The organism is Neisseria sp. P0009.S010 (assembly GCF_051958545.1).
Lineage (GTDB): Bacteria > Pseudomonadota > Gammaproteobacteria > Burkholderiales > Neisseriaceae > Neisseria > Neisseria subflava_A.
The window spans coordinates 130,963-144,458 of the sequence record NZ_JBQCVH010000002.1 but is presented as its reverse complement, the minus strand read 5'-3'; the positions used below and the strand labels follow the sequence as shown (position 1 = coordinate 144,458).

The following is a 13,496-nucleotide window of genomic DNA, read 5'->3' as shown; positions in this document are numbered from 1 at the left end:
AATGAATTCGACGACAAGTCATAACAAAGCTTCTTTATGGGCGGTAGGCTTAATGCTGTTTGCCCTGTTTTTTGGGGCGGGGAACCTGATTTTTCCTGCTTTTTTGGGACAGCAGGCCGGTGATAACTGGCTTTCGGCGATGTCCGGCTTTCTGCTGACCGGGGCGGGGTTGCCATTGCTGGGCGTGATTGCCGTCGGCTATTCCGGCTCGCGTGATGTGGAGGCATTGGCTTCCCGTGTTGCACCTTGGTACGGCGTGACTTTTGCCACCGCGCTCTATCTGGCAATCGGACCTCTGTTTGCCATGCCACGTACGGCGACAGTGTCTTTTGAAACCGCGATTTCCCCTTTCATTGATGAATCTTGGAAAAACATCGCATTGGCCGTATTCAGCCTGGTGTTTTTCGGCATTACTTATTGGCTGTCGATTTCTCCGGGGAAGCTGGTTGACCGTATCGGTAAAATCCTCACGCCTGTTTTGTTGTTGTCAATCGCGATATTGGTCGGCTATGCCGCCATTAACCCGATGGGCGTGCCGCAGGCGGCGCAAGGCGATTTTGCTACTCATCCGTTGGTTAAAGGCATTTTGGAAGGCTACGGCACCATGGACGCGCTGGCTTCGCTGGTGTTTGCCATTATCGTCATTGATGCCGTTCGCGCCATGGGCGTGGACAACCGCGCGGACTTGCTGAAGACCACGACGATTTCCGGTGTGTTGGCGGCTTCTTGTTTGGCAGTGGTTTACCTGTTTATCGGCTATATGGGCGCGACAGGTGTGGCCGGTATCGGCTTGCAGGAAAACGGCGCGTCGGTTTTGTCTAAAACCGCACAGCACTATTTCGGTACGGCCGGTATTGTGTTGCTTGGCGTCATGGTGCTGCTGGCTTGTCTGAGTACGGCGGTGGGTTTGATTACTTCATGCGCCGAATATTTCAACCGTCTTTGCCCGGGTATTTCTTATAAAATCTTTGTGATACTGAATACGGTGGTGTCTATTCTGTTGGCCAACAAAGGCCTGTCAGCGATTTTGCAGTTTTCCATCCCTATGTTGATGCTGTTGTATCCGCTGACCATTGTCATCATTTTGCTGGCCTTGACAGATAAACTGTTTGGCGGTGGCCGTATTGTCTATTTCTGCACCATGATGGCGGCTCTTATGGTCGGCTTGCTCGATGCCTATAAGGCCGCGTTTGGATTTGATACCGAAACCGCGGCTGCTATCGAGCGTGCATTGCCGTTTTACAATATCGGTTTAGGGTGGGTTGTTCCCTCTTTAGCCTGCTTTATACTCGGCTGCATTTTGAATGCGGCGTTGAAGAAAAAAGCATGACGATAAACAGGCCGTCTGAAATGTTCAGATGGCCTGTTTATTTCGCCGACCACGCAAACGACAGATGATTTTTTTGAAGAAATCCGTTATAATTGAAAAGTTAAGGCTTTGCGAGATACCGTTTCGCAGATGCAACATATTGAGAAGATTTATTTCCACAAATCCCGTTTTTTCAGTAAACGACTTGAACTGAGGGCGGATTTCGTGGTATAAATTGCGTTTTACTATTTTAGAAGTTTGGAGACTAACCATGGCACGAGTTTGCAAAGTGACCGGTAAGCGCCCGATGTCTGGCAATAACGTATCACACGCCAACAACAAAACCAAACGTCGTTTTTTGCCTAACTTGCAATCACGTCGTTTCTGGGTAGAAAGTGAAAACCGCTGGGTTCGCCTGCGCGTTTCTAACGCTGCATTGCGCACCATCGATAAAGTAGGCATTGATGTCGTATTGGCTGATTTGCGTGCTCGCGGCGAAGCTTAATTTAAACACCATTAATTAAGGATTACTGCAATGCGCGATAAAATCAAACTGGAGTCCAGTGCTGGTACTGGTCACTTCTACACAACTACTAAAAACAAACGTACTATGCCTGGCAAACTGGAAATCAAAAAATTTGACCCAGTAGCCCGTAAACACGTTATTTACAAAGAAACTAAATTGAAATAATCTAGTTTCTTCCAAGAAAAAGCTCCTGTTTTGCAGGAGCTTTTCTTTTTATTTTCTGATTGGTTTTTGGGGGCTTGTTTTAAATGTGTATGTAAGATATTTTTGGATTGCTTTGGAAGAGACAAAATAAAAGAGTGTGTATCAATTGGGATTACGCTCTTTTATTTTTCAGACGGCCTGATAGGGGATAAGCAGCCTTAAATCGCTAATAAACATTCAACAACGACTTAATGATCGACCTTGATGCCTTGGTCGTCGGAATGTTGTTTTTTATCCAGCTCTTTTTGCAAGGTATCGCATGGCGTGTCGCAATCGCACATTTTTTTCATGCCGAGAGAGGAAATGCCGCCGCAGCTGCCTTTGATGGTGCGTTTGGAGAAGATATAGCCGACTGCCATGCCAAGGATGACAATGATAAAAATGCCGAAAGTGAGGAGGAGGGTTTTCATGTGTGTATTCCTGAAGGTTAGTTTAATAATTTCTTGAATGCGCTGGACATTTTAGTATGGTAGCCGCCTTGCGGGGTCCGGATGATAAGGAAAACGGCGAGATTTTCTTGCTCGGCAAGTTTAAGTGCTTCAGTTTCTCCGAGGACGAACAATCCGGTGGAAAGGCCGTCTGCAAGTGTGGCGTTTTCTGCTACTACGCTGATGGAAGCAAGGTTGTGGCTGATGGGTTGTTTGGTTTTAGGGTTGATGATATGGGAAAGGCGGCGGCCTGACTTATCGACATGGAAAATGCGGTAGTCGCCGGATGTGGCCAGTGATTTATTGTCCAATGGAATGGTGATTTGAGTGGCGCCGCCTTGAACGATATTGGGCTGCTCGATGCCGATACGCCAAGGATTGCCTTGTGCATTGTGGCCTTTGCCATGTAACTCGCCTCCGATTTCTACCAAATAATTGCCGATATTGAGTTTTTCAAGTTCGGCGGCGGTTTTATCCACGCCAAAACCTTTGGCGATGGAGGATAGGTCTAAATAGACTTCGGGATGGGTTTTGGCGAGTGTAGGCTGCTGACCATCTTGGGAAAGTTTGAGTTTGTCCGTACCGACCATTTCTGAAGCATGTTGGATTTCTTGTGCAGTCGGTTCGTGCGTGATTTCTTTTTGCGGGCCGAATCCCCAAAGGTTGACCAAAGGGCCGACGGTTACGTCCAGTGCGCCGTGCGTCAATTTGTTTAAACGCAAGGCTTCGCCGGTTACATAGGCAAAGTCTTGGGAAATGGGCATGGCCTGATTGACGGTGCGCAGCTGGTTGAATTGGCTGATTTCGGAATCGGTCTGGTAGGTAGACATTTGCCGGTTGACTTCTTTAAGCGCGTCATCAATGCGTTTTTGTATTTCGGCGGGGGAGGGGAGTTTGTCTTGACCATCTGAAAGGTATTTGACGGTATAGGTAGTGCCCATGGTCTCGCCTTGCAGGGTGATGGTTTGTTGTTTTTCAGGTTGGCAGGCAGAGAGCGTGAGTGCGGAAACGATGGCAACGGTGTAGCCGATTATCGGACGGTAAAACGAATTGGAAAGAAACGGCATAGGGGATTCGCGGATTATTTTTTGAAGCCTTTATTGTATCGTAAAAGAAAGGTTCAGGCCGTCTGAAAGTATGGTTTTCAGACGACCTGGCAATAAAAAAGGAAGAAACCGAAGTTTCTTCCTTTTTGTTTGTTAGCCGCCGAAATCGTCCAAGAGGATGTTTTCGTCTTCCACGCCCAAATCTTTGAGCATTTTGATCACGGACTGGTTCATGATCGGAGGGCCACACATATAGAATTCGCAGTCTTCCGGTGCTTCATGGTTTTTCAGGTGGTTTTCGTAAACTACGTTGTGAATGAAGCCTGTGTAACCATCCCAGTTGTCTTCAGGCAATGGGTCGGACAGGGCAACGTGCCATGTGAAGTTCGGGAATTCTGCTGCGAGTTGGTCGAAGTCTTCGACATAGAACATCTCGCGTTTAGAACGTGCACCATACCAGAAGGTAATCTTACGTTTGGAGTTCAAACGTTTCAGCTGGTCGAAAATGTGGGAACGCATCGGAGCCATACCCGCACCACCGCCGATAAATACCATTTCGGCATCGGTATCTTTGGCAAAGAATTCGCCAAATGGACCGGAAATCGTTACTTTATCACCGGCTTTAAGCGACCAGATATAAGACGACATTTGTCCTGGAGGCGCATCAGGTACGCGTGGAGGAGGCGTAGCGATACGCACGTTCAGCATGATGATGCCTTTTTCTTCAGGGTATGAAGCCATAGAGTAGGCACGCAAAATCGGCTCGTCCACTTTGGAAACATATTGCCACAGATTGTATTTGTCCCAGTCTTCGTGATATTCCTTAGGAATGTCGAAGTCTTTGTAGGCAACAGTGTGAGGAGGGGCTTCAATTTGGATGTAGCCACCGGCGCGGAAAGGAACTTCTTCGCCTTCGGGAATGGCAAGCTTGAGTTCTTTAATGAACGTTGCTTTGTTGTCATTGGAGATGACAGTACATTCCCATTTTTTCACGCCGAATACTTCTTCCGGTACTTCGATGTCCATGTCGGTTTTAACGTTGACCTGACAAGACAGACGGCAGCCTTCGCGCGCTTCGCGTTTGCTGATGTGGGACAACTCGGTTGGCAGAATGTCGCCGCCGCCGCTTTTTACGATAACGCGGCACTGGCCGCATGAGCCGCCACCACCGCAGGCGGAAGGAACGAAGATGCCTTGGCTGGCAAGCGCACCCAGCAGTTTACCGCCGGCAGGCATCGTCAGCTCTTTTTCATTATTGACTTTGATGGTGATGTCGCCTTCGCTCACCAACTTGGATTTGGCAAACAGAATCATCAGTGCCAAAACCAAGACGATGAGGGTAAACATCACGATACCTAGAATAATCTCCATGCCGATTCCTTTCTTATAACTGGATGCCGGAGAACGACATAAACGCCATTGCCATCAGGCCAGCGGCGATAAAGGTAATGCCCAAGCCTTTGAGGCCTTTAGGGACATCCGAATATTTCATTTTTTCGGTAATGCCCGCCAAAGCGACAATAGCCAAAAGCCAGCCCAGACCTGCACCGAAACCGTATACAACGGACTCGCCGAAGTTGTATTCGCGTTGCGCCATAAACGATACGGCACCGAAAATCGCGCAGTTTACGGTAATCAGGGGCAGGTAGATACCCAATGCGTTGTAGAGGGCAGGGACGAATTTATCCAAGAACATTTCCAAAATCTGCACCAAAGCGGCAATCACGCCGATGAAGGTGATGAATTTCAGGAAGGTCAGGTCCACACCTTCAACCAGCGCGCCGTCTTTCAGCAGCGAGTAAACCAGTTGGTTGGCTGGGACGGACAGGCCGAGTACGAAAGTAACGGCAACGCCCAAACCGAATGCGGTGGATACTTTTTTAGATACCGCCAAAAATGTACACATTCCCAAGAAGAAGGAAAGTGCCATGTTTTCCAGAAAGACGGATTTTACAAAGAGGCTTAAGTAATGTTCCATGTGTTATTTCTCCGCCTGTTCAGGTTTCCAAGTGCGCAGACCCCATACCAAGAAGCCGATGATGAAGAACGCGCTAGGGGCGAGCAAGAACAAGCCGTTGGTTTGATACCAGCCGCCATCTTGTACTGTTTGGAAAATGGTGTAGCCAAAGAGCTTGCCAGAGCCGATCAGTTCGCGGATGGTTGCGATGATGATCAACATCATGCCGTAACCTGCGCCGTTGCCGATACCGTCAACCAAGCTTTCCAGCGGCGGCTCTTTCATGGCGAATGCTTCGGCACGGCCCATTACGATACAGTTGGTAATAATCAGGCCGACGAATACGGACAGCTGTTTGGACAGCTCATAAGCAAAGGCTTGGAGCAGTTGGTCAACCAGCGTTACCAAGGAAGCAACAATCGCCATTTGCACAATAATACGGATGCTGTTGGGGATGTAGTTGCGTACCAAAGAAATGAAGAAGCTGGAAAAACCGGTTACCAAAGCTACGGAAATACCCATTACGATGGCCGTCTGAAGTTTGGTGGTAACCGCCAAAGCCGAACAAATACCCAAAACCTGCAAGGCAATCGGGTTGTTGTCGATAAAGGGTGAAAACATCAAATATTTCAAGCGTTTCATGTCAGCCATTATTGTGCTCCTGCTGATTTCAATTTGTTCAGGTAGGGGATATAGCCGTTTTCGCCGAACCAGTAGGCGAACGAACCTTGCACGCCTTTAGATGTCAGCGATGCGCCGGAGAGGGCATCTACGCCGTGTTCTTTGTCTGAGCCTGCGCCTTTGCCGACGTGCAGGGCGAGTTTGCCTTGTTCGTCAAACAGTTTTTTGCCGACGAATTTTTGTTGCCACAGAGGGTTGCCGATTTCGCCGCCCAAGCCCGGGGTTTCACCTTGGTCGTAGTAGGTGATGCCGTTGATGGTGTTGCCGTCGGGTTGGATGGCGACAAAGCCGTACATAACAGACCACAAACCGTTACCGTGCATAGGCAGGATGATTTGGCTGACTTTGCCGTCATCGCCTTTTACCAGATAAACCTCGGTGTATTTGGCACGGCTCTTGATACCGGCCAAATCGTCTTCGGGTTTGATTTGGATGCTTTGGGCAGGGTCTTTGCCGGCAACGCGTGCGCTGAAGTCTTTAGGCGCATCGGCGACGTATTCGCCGGTAGCCAAGTCCACGACACGTTGCTCGATACGCTCGGCAAAGGTTTTGCTGATGTCGGTGTTTTTATCCATCAAACCGGCTACGCTCAAGATATAGCCTTGTTTGTCCTGGAGTTTTTGTTTCTCTTGGATGGGTTTCAAGCCGACGACCGCACCGGCAACGATGATGGAACAAATCAGGCTGACAACCAATACCACAATCAGCGTGCCGCTGAAGCTGTCTTTATCGAATTTCTTAGCCATTGCTGCGCGCCTTTCTGCGTTTGATGTTCGCTTGTGCGACGAAATAGTCGAAAATCGGGGCAAACAGGTTGGCAAACAGAATCGCCAACATCATGCCTTCGGGGTAAGCAGGGTTGACCACGCGGATCAATACGCACATCACGCCGATTAACGCGCCGTACCACCATTTGCCGACATTGGTAAAGGAAGCGGAAACAGGGTCGGTCGCCATAAACAGCATACCAATGGCAAAGCCACCGACTACCAAGTGCCAGTACCAAGGCATGGAGAACATGGCGTTGGTGTCCGAACCGATGAAGTTAAACAGTGAAGACATGGCAATCATACCGATCATCACGCCGGCGATAATGCGCCAAGAGGCAATACGGGTGAACACGATAAACGCGCCGCCGATTAAGAGCGCCAAAGTGGACACTTCGCCGATTGAGCCGGGTACATTACCGATAAACGCATCCATCCAAGAAATGGCTTGACCGGTTACAGCATTTTTCAGGCCGTCTGCACCGTGTGCCGCCCATTGCGCCAAAGCAGTGGCACCGGAATAGCCATCAACCGCAGTCCAAATGGTATCGCCGGTAATGTTGGCAGGGTAGGCGAAGAACAGGAACGCACGGCCTGCAAGAGCAGGGTTCATGAAGTTTTTACCTGTACCGCCGAATACTTCTTTCGCAACCACAACGCCGAAAGAAATACCCAAAGCCGCTTGCCACAAAGGCAGGGTAGGGGGAACAATCAAAGCAAACAGAATCGAAGTCACGAAGAAACCTTCGTTGATTTCGTGTTTGCGTACGGATGCGAACAAAACTTCCCAGAAGCCGCCCACAACAAATACAGTCGCGTAAATCGGCAGGAAGAAAATCGCGCCGAACAGCATTTTGCCCAACACGCCCGCCTCAGACGACATATTGATGCCCAAAGCGTTGGCAAGGGCGTAATGCCAGTCGTTGGCGATATTTTGTTGCAGCAAATCAGGCGTTAACGCACCGAATGCCTGTGCGCCGACGTTGTACATACCGTAGAACATGGCAGGGAACAAAGCCAGCCACACCAAGATCATCATGCGCTTGGAGTCGAGCGCATCGCGGACGTGGGCCGCTTTGCGCGTTACCGCGCCGGATGTATAGAAAATCGTCGCCGCAGCTTCGTAGAGGGCATACCATTTTTCATGTTTGCCTCCCGGCAGGAAGTGCGGTTCGATTTTTTCAAGAAAATGTTTCAAGCCCATAATCAGCCTTCCTTCTCAATGGTTTCCAGCACCTTGCGCAACAGCGGGCCGTATTCGTATTTGCCCGGGCAGACGAAGCTGCACAAAGCGAGGTCTTCTTCGTCCAATTCCAAGCAACCCAATGCCTGAGCGCTGTCGGTATCGCCGACGATTAAATCGCGCAAGAGCAGGGTAGGCAGGATGTCCAACGGCATCACGCGCTCGTAAGTGCCGATCGGTACCATGGCGCGGTCGCCGCCGTTGACGGCTGTGTTGAACTTGAAGAGTTTGTTTTTCAGGAAATGGCCGAGGGTTGTGCGCGTGATGGAGTATTTGTCCGGTTGTGGCGCAACCCAGCCGAACAGCTCTTTGCTGCGGCCTTCTTCGATAACGGAAATCTGATTGTGGTAGCGGCCGAGGTAATCGTGCGCGCCTTGTGCAATCGCGCCGTTCAATACTGAGCCGGAAATCACGCGGTTGTCTGCATCAACCAATTCGCCCGCAGTAATTTGCGATACTTTCGCACCCAAAACGGTACGCAAGAGGCGCGGTTTGTTGACTTGAGAGCCGCCCAGGGCAACAACGCGTTCGGTGTTCAGACGGCCTGTTGCAAACAAACGGCCAATGGCAATTACATCTTGATAATTGATGGTCCAAACGGTTTTGTTCGCACCGACTGGTTCGATGAAATGAATGTGCGTGCCACTCAAACCAGCAGGATGCGGGCCGCCAAATTCATGTGTTTCGATGTTGGCAGCGTTTTCAGACGGCACATCTGCGCCTGCTGCTTTACACACATGGATTTTACGCTCGGTCAGGCAGCTCAATACCAACAGGCCGCGTTTGAAGTCCTCGGAGGCTTCTTTGATGATGACTGTAGGATCGGCAGCCAGCGGATTGGTGTCCATCGCATTGACGAAGATGGCGAACGGCTCGGCATCGACGGCAGGGATTTTGCTGAACGGACGGGTACGCAGCGCAGTCCACAAACCGGATTGAATCAGGTTGCGGCGCACTTCTTCGCTGCTCAATTTTGCCAGCGCTTCAGGTGCGTAGCGTTCGAACTCGATTTCGTCGTTGCCTTCAACGGCAATCACGACTGACTGAAGTACGCGCTTTTCGCCACGGTGAATCGCGGCGATTTTGCCTGAAGCCGGAGCGGTAAATACTACGCCCGGATTCTTTTTGTCTTCAAACAGCACTTGGCCTTTTTTGACGGCTTCGCCTTCCTTGATTTTCATCGAGGGGCGCATGCCGACATATTCTTCGCCAAGCAACGCGACTTCGGTAATGGCCGGGCCGTCATAAATGACTTGCTCCGGTCTGCCTGCGATAGGCAGGTCTAAGCCTTTTTTTATCTTAATCATAAGGATGCGTTACTTTTTGGTGGGTTGAGATTCGGATGTCGGATTGTTTTTTCAGACGGCATGTAATGCTTTGAAACAAAGGGTGGGCCGTCTAAAAAAAAGCAGAGGTTTGCTATAAAAACAATGAATAAACGCAAACAACAAAGCTTTAGATTTTATCAGGTATAGGCTGCTTTATGTCAGTTTTACGCTTATTTTTACGGGAAAATTGGGAAAAAAGTAGGAATGTGTAATCGAGTGTTAAGGGAAATAATTTTTAACTGATTGATATTTAAACGCTATATTTGATGATATAGCTGAAAATAAAAGGCCGTCTGAATTTCAGACGGCCTCTAAGTTTTAAAAGAGCTGCCAAACGAAGAAAATCATCGTATGCAGGGCAAACAGCGGTACCAATACAATTACCGACCATGCCATGTAGCCGAAGAAGGAAGGCATCGGTACGCCGCGTTGTTCGGCAATGGCTTTGACCATGAAGTTCGGCGCATTACCGATATAAGTGAGCGCGCCCATAAATACGGAACCCATGGATACTGCCAGCAGCGAATGGAACAGATGGCCTGTCATCAAAGCTTGGGCATCGCCACCGGCCATATTGAAGAACACCAAATAAGTCGGCGCGTTATCCAAGAATGCCGACAACAAACCGCTCATCCAGAAATACATCACATTAATCGGATTGCCTGCCGCGTCGTGAACCAAAGAAACAACAGAAGCCAATGCGCCTGTTTCACCAGCTTTCAAAATCGCCAAGACGGGGGAAATGGTAATGAAAATACCCAAAAACAGTTTGCCCACTTCGGCAATCGGCTCGAAGTTGAACTCATTGCCTGCGCGTACCTGTTTGGGCGTAATAATCCAAGATACGGCGGTCAAAGCCAGCAAAATGCCATCGCGCATCAGGTTTTGCAAGGCGTAATGGCTGCCCAAGATTTCAAAGCCCGGATGATTTGGTTTCCACAAGCCGGACAATAAAACCGCGCCGACTACACCGGCCAGCAACAGGAAATTCCATTTGCCGTAAATTTTGACTTTTTCTTCTTTATCGGAAGGAGCAGGAGCAAGGTGTTCGCTTTGTTCACGGTTGAAGTGTCGGCTGTCGATGATGTAGAAAACGGCCAGTAAAACCACAGAACTGATCAATACAGGCATCAGCATGTGTTTGACCGTCCACATGAAATCTACGCCTTTCAGGAATCCTAAGAACAGCGGAGGATCGCCTAAAGGAGTCAGACCACCGCCGATATTTGCCACCAAGAAAATGAAGAAAATCACAATGTGAACGCGGTAGTGGCGTTTATGGTTGGCTTTCAAAAGCGGACGAATCATCAGCATCGCCGCGCCTGTTGTCCCCATGATGGAAGACAAAGCCGTACCGACTGCCAACAGGATTGTGTTCAATTTAGGCGAACCATGCAAATCGCCGCTGACAAAAATACCGCCTGAAATGGTATAGAGCGCCAAAAGCAGCAGGATAAAGGGGATATATTCTTCAACCAATGCATGGGCAACGGTATGTACGCCGGCTCCGAAACCAAAGGTTACGATGAATGGAGTTAAAAACAGCAGCGTCCAAAACGCCGTAATTTTGCCGAAGTGGTGGTGCCAAGTATGGGAGAAAAACAGAGGTCCGAGTGCAATAGACAAGAGAATCAGTGCAAACGGCAGACCCCAAAGCAGGCTTGCGGATGAGCCGTCAAAATCGGATGCCGCAGCAGGAAAGGCGGCAAGAAGCAGTAAAAATGAGAGATAGCGCATAGTATTTCCTTTTTATTCTGTTGCGCCGTGAGGAACTTCGTTGAGAAAGCACGGCGGTGAAATATTCAGGCCGTCTGAAAATATCCAGACGAACTGCGCGGTGGTGTCAGGGGAAAGTATAACGCAAAGCAAGTGTTAAGGGACGGTTTAGAGTGTTGGAATCAAAAGAAATGTTGATACAAATAAAGAAATAAAAGGGAGGGAAGTAGTCGAAAGTAGTAAAAAAATGTTTTTGAAACAGGAGTTTGAAATATTGAAAATAATGCTATCGAAAAAATACTTTGAATTAATTTTAGCTAAAATTTACATTTGATTGAATAAATGGAGGCCGTCTGAAAAATGAGGATGAAATAGGGTGTTTTAGTCCTTACTGATTGTTTTAATGGATAAATTAGGTGTGAAAATAAAAAACAGGTAAGCGAAAATGCCCACCTGTTTTATTTTATGCCTCCGGCCGTAACCACATCCACACTGCCACGCAGCTACAGAAGACTGATGAAACGGCACCCATCCACCAGCGTTCTGGAAATTGCCAAAACATAAACAGGCAAGAAAGGGCCATCATGCCGATAGCGAAGAATTTTGCCTTGCGTGGCACGGCGCCGTTATTTTCCCAGTTTTGTATGATCGGGCCGAAATGGCGGTGATGATACAGCCAATTGTGAAAGCGCGGCGAAGCTTTTGCCCAGAAGGCGGCGGTCAATAAAATGAAAGGCGTAGTCGGCAGTAATGGCAGGAAAATGCCAATAATGCCCAAGACGAGCGACAATGCGCCGCAAAAAATCAATAAATAGCGAACCATATTCCCGTCACCAATTATTTGTTTTCAGACGGCTTGTGATGTGGAAATGGACAACGCGGAATGTCTAATTTATCCCAGCCCTCATGCCCCATTTTTTCCAGCAGCGCGATATTGCGGTCAAAAATTGCCGAGGCATCGGGAAATGCTTCAGCCGCTTTGGCAATACTGTCTTCACGAATCAAGTGCAAAGTCGGGTAGGGTGAGCGATTGGTGTAGTTGCTGATGTTGTCGGCTTCAGTGCCTTCAAATTGGAAGTCAGGATGGAACGGCGCAATTTGGACAATGCCTTCCAATTCGTTTTCTACAACGGCATCATCGGCGATTTCCAACATTTGGTTGAAGGTTTCAAAATCAGGGAACAGCGTTGGATGAACCAGTAAAGTGGTTTCCAATTCCGAAGCGGGCGTATTGCCCAGAAGCTGCAATTCACGATCCAAGTCTTCAAGGAAACCATCCAAATGACGGGCTTCGCTGACAACGATGCGAACCAGGTTTTTAACGTGCGGCGCTTTGGCAAACGGGCAGAGATTCAGCCCGATAACGGCTTTTTCCAGCCATTGTTTGGTATGTTCTGAAACAGTATTGCTATCGAGATGGGTGGTGTCAGTCATAGTAAAAGCTTATGTGAATTATTCTTAAAAAGTATACAAGTGTATGGACATGAAAGCAAACCATTGGAATTTAAAAGGCCGTCTGAAAAACAGACGGCCTTTATCGGTTTCAAATCATCAATCCTGAACCAAATGAACCAAAGGCAGAGCAGTCGTGTTTTTAATTTCTTTCAACACAAAACTTGATTGCGCATCTTGCACGCCGTGGTGTGAAAGCAACGTGTCCAAAACAAAATGGGAAAACGCGTTCATATCGGTAAAAAAGGCATGGAGCAGATAGTCGGTTTCACCCGTTAAAGCAAAGCAGCTCAATACTTCCGGCCAAGCGCGGACAGATTCGGAAAAATCCTCGCGCGCATCTTTTGCCTTGCTAATCGATACACGGATAAAAGCCTGCAAACCCAAGCCCAAAGATACGGGAGAAAGCTGGGCCGCGTATTTTTGAATAATGCCCGCATCTTCAAGCTGTTTGAGACGGCGCAGGCAGGGAGAAGGGGAGAGCGCCACCTTTTCAGAAAGCTCAACATTGCTCAACCGCCCATTTTCCTGCAAAACCTGCAGAATCTTTAAATCCGTTTTATCCAAGTTTAGATGAGGCATGATGGTTCTCCCAGTGTCGATAATATATGTTTTGAAAATGAAAAATGCTTAAAAATAAAGACTTGCATGGTTAAATTATATATTGAGTTCAGATGTGCGACAAATTGTCTTATCAGGGGTGTTGCGAATTTGTTTTATGTAGTTGTGAAAAGATGAAGGCCGTCTGAAACTAATCAAGACCAAAGTTTTATGTCATATTAGGATTAGATATAAAGAGGCCGTCTGAAAATGATTTCAGACGGCATTTATTTTCGTAA

Annotated in this window: 15 protein-coding genes; 3 read left to right on the top strand and 12 right to left on the bottom strand. The window is 48.3% G+C overall.

Going from position 1 to position 13,496, the window contains the following annotated elements; all coding sequences use genetic code 11:
- Nucleotide 1: 1 nt before the first annotated feature.
- The 3 genes from brnQ (at nt 2) to rpmG (ending at nt 2,000) form a co-directional block, all read left to right on the top strand.
- Nucleotides 2-1,330, top strand: a complete 1,329-nt coding sequence (gene brnQ / locus ACTHSN_RS02425; RefSeq protein WP_440365048.1) for a branched-chain amino acid transport system II carrier protein — start codon at nt 2-4, stop codon at nt 1,328-1,330.
- 250 nt (nt 1,331-1,580) lie between these two features.
- Nucleotides 1,581-1,814, top strand: coding sequence for a 50S ribosomal protein L28 (gene rpmB / locus ACTHSN_RS02420; RefSeq protein ID WP_002216391.1), 234 nt, complete (start codon nt 1,581-1,583; stop codon nt 1,812-1,814).
- A 30-nt stretch (nt 1,815-1,844) separates the two neighbouring features.
- Nucleotides 1,845-2,000, top strand: coding sequence for a 50S ribosomal protein L33 (rpmG, locus tag ACTHSN_RS02415; RefSeq protein WP_003684373.1), 156 nt, complete (start codon nt 1,845-1,847; stop codon nt 1,998-2,000).
- Nucleotides 2,001-2,227: 227 nt separating this feature from the next.
- Here rpmG and nqrM read toward each other — a convergent pair whose 3' ends face one another.
- The 12 genes from nqrM to ACTHSN_RS02355 all read right to left on the bottom strand — a co-directional run bounded on the left by nqrM (nt 2,228) and on the right by ACTHSN_RS02355 (nt 13,239).
- Entirely contained in the window at nt 2,228-2,449 is a 222-nt protein-coding gene (gene nqrM, locus ACTHSN_RS02410; protein WP_070460328.1) for a (Na+)-NQR maturation NqrM, read from the bottom strand.
- Between the two features lie 17 nt (nt 2,450-2,466).
- A complete protein-coding gene (locus ACTHSN_RS02405; protein ID WP_083290029.1) occupies nt 2,467-3,534 on the bottom strand; it encodes an FAD:protein FMN transferase in 1,068 nt (355 codons plus the stop codon).
- A gap of 132 nt (nt 3,535-3,666) precedes the next feature.
- A complete protein-coding gene (gene nqrF, locus ACTHSN_RS02400) occupies nt 3,667-4,884 on the bottom strand; it encodes an NADH:ubiquinone reductase (Na(+)-transporting) subunit F (RefSeq protein ID WP_049323894.1) in 1,218 nt (405 codons plus the stop codon).
- A 13-nt stretch (nt 4,885-4,897) separates the two neighbouring features.
- Complete coding sequence (gene nqrE / locus ACTHSN_RS02395; protein WP_003684365.1) at nt 4,898-5,491, bottom strand: NADH:ubiquinone reductase (Na(+)-transporting) subunit E; 594 nt, start codon at nt 5,489-5,491, stop codon at nt 4,898-4,900.
- A 3-nt stretch (nt 5,492-5,494) separates the two neighbouring features.
- Nucleotides 5,495-6,121, bottom strand: coding sequence for an NADH:ubiquinone reductase (Na(+)-transporting) subunit D (locus ACTHSN_RS02390; protein WP_003684313.1), 627 nt, complete (start codon nt 6,119-6,121; stop codon nt 5,495-5,497).
- Entirely contained in the window at nt 6,121-6,897 is a 777-nt protein-coding gene (locus ACTHSN_RS02385; protein ID WP_070460326.1) for a Na(+)-translocating NADH-quinone reductase subunit C, read from the bottom strand. The genes ACTHSN_RS02390 and ACTHSN_RS02385 overlap by 1 nt, the downstream gene beginning before the upstream one ends.
- The gene (locus ACTHSN_RS02380; protein WP_070460324.1) at nt 6,890-8,122 is read right to left on the bottom strand and encodes an NADH:ubiquinone reductase (Na(+)-transporting) subunit B; all 1,233 of its coding nucleotides are present in this window, start codon (nt 8,120-8,122) and stop codon (nt 6,890-6,892) included. Before ACTHSN_RS02380 ends, ACTHSN_RS02385 begins: the two co-directional genes overlap by 8 nt.
- A gap of 2 nt (nt 8,123-8,124) precedes the next feature.
- Nucleotides 8,125-9,468 (bottom strand): Na(+)-translocating NADH-quinone reductase subunit A, encoded by a 1,344-nt coding sequence (locus ACTHSN_RS02375; protein WP_070460322.1) that lies wholly within the window; start codon nt 9,466-9,468, stop codon nt 8,125-8,127.
- Nucleotides 9,469-9,807: 339 nt separating this feature from the next.
- The gene (locus ACTHSN_RS02370) at nt 9,808-11,226 is read right to left on the bottom strand and encodes a sodium:proton antiporter (protein ID WP_070460320.1); all 1,419 of its coding nucleotides are present in this window, start codon (nt 11,224-11,226) and stop codon (nt 9,808-9,810) included.
- Nucleotides 11,227-11,668: 442 nt separating this feature from the next.
- Nucleotides 11,669-12,028 carry a YbaN family protein gene (locus ACTHSN_RS02365; protein WP_070460318.1) on the bottom strand — a complete coding sequence of 120 codons (360 nt, stop codon included), beginning with the start codon at nt 12,026-12,028 and terminating at the stop codon, nt 11,669-11,671.
- Nucleotides 12,029-12,042: 14 nt separating this feature from the next.
- The gene (locus ACTHSN_RS02360; protein ID WP_070460316.1) at nt 12,043-12,639 is read right to left on the bottom strand and encodes a DUF1415 domain-containing protein; all 597 of its coding nucleotides are present in this window, start codon (nt 12,637-12,639) and stop codon (nt 12,043-12,045) included.
- Nucleotides 12,640-12,756: 117 nt separating this feature from the next.
- Nucleotides 12,757-13,239: an Lrp/AsnC family transcriptional regulator gene (locus ACTHSN_RS02355; RefSeq protein WP_003684427.1), complete on the bottom strand. Its 483-nt coding sequence runs from the start codon at nt 13,237-13,239 to the stop codon at nt 12,757-12,759.
- Nucleotides 13,240-13,496: the final 257 nt, after the last annotated feature.

What these genes read in the sequence shown, in the direction of transcription:
- brnQ (WP_440365048.1), top strand. Translation starts at nt 2, where the DNA reads ATGAATTCGACGACAAGTCATAACAAAGCTTCTTTATGGGCGGTAGGC.
- rpmB (WP_002216391.1), top strand. Translation starts at nt 1,581, where the DNA reads ATGGCACGAGTTTGCAAAGTGACCGGTAAGCGCCCGATGTCTGGCAAT.
- rpmG (WP_003684373.1), top strand. Translation starts at nt 1,845, where the DNA reads ATGCGCGATAAAATCAAACTGGAGTCCAGTGCTGGTACTGGTCACTTC.
- nqrM (WP_070460328.1), bottom strand. Translation starts at nt 2,449, where the DNA reads ATGAAAACCCTCCTCCTCACTTTCGGCATTTTTATCATTGTCATCCTT.
- ACTHSN_RS02405 (WP_083290029.1), bottom strand. Translation starts at nt 3,534, where the DNA reads ATGCCGTTTCTTTCCAATTCGTTTTACCGTCCGATAATCGGCTACACC.
- nqrF (WP_049323894.1), bottom strand. Translation starts at nt 4,884, where the DNA reads ATGGAGATTATTCTAGGTATCGTGATGTTTACCCTCATCGTCTTGGTT.
- nqrE (WP_003684365.1), bottom strand. Translation starts at nt 5,491, where the DNA reads ATGGAACATTACTTAAGCCTCTTTGTAAAATCCGTCTTTCTGGAAAAC.
- ACTHSN_RS02390 (WP_003684313.1), bottom strand. Translation starts at nt 6,121, where the DNA reads ATGGCTGACATGAAACGCTTGAAATATTTGATGTTTTCACCCTTTATC.
- ACTHSN_RS02385 (WP_070460326.1), bottom strand. Translation starts at nt 6,897, where the DNA reads ATGGCTAAGAAATTCGATAAAGACAGCTTCAGCGGCACGCTGATTGTG.
- ACTHSN_RS02380 (WP_070460324.1), bottom strand. Translation starts at nt 8,122, where the DNA reads ATGGGCTTGAAACATTTTCTTGAAAAAATCGAACCGCACTTCCTGCCG.
- ACTHSN_RS02375 (WP_070460322.1), bottom strand. Translation starts at nt 9,468, where the DNA reads ATGATTAAGATAAAAAAAGGCTTAGACCTGCCTATCGCAGGCAGACCG.
- ACTHSN_RS02370 (WP_070460320.1), bottom strand. Translation starts at nt 11,226, where the DNA reads ATGCGCTATCTCTCATTTTTACTGCTTCTTGCCGCCTTTCCTGCTGCG.
- ACTHSN_RS02365 (WP_070460318.1), bottom strand. Translation starts at nt 12,028, where the DNA reads ATGGTTCGCTATTTATTGATTTTTTGCGGCGCATTGTCGCTCGTCTTG.
- ACTHSN_RS02360 (WP_070460316.1), bottom strand. Translation starts at nt 12,639, where the DNA reads ATGACTGACACCACCCATCTCGATAGCAATACTGTTTCAGAACATACC.
- ACTHSN_RS02355 (WP_003684427.1), bottom strand. Translation starts at nt 13,239, where the DNA reads ATGCCTCATCTAAACTTGGATAAAACGGATTTAAAGATTCTGCAGGTT.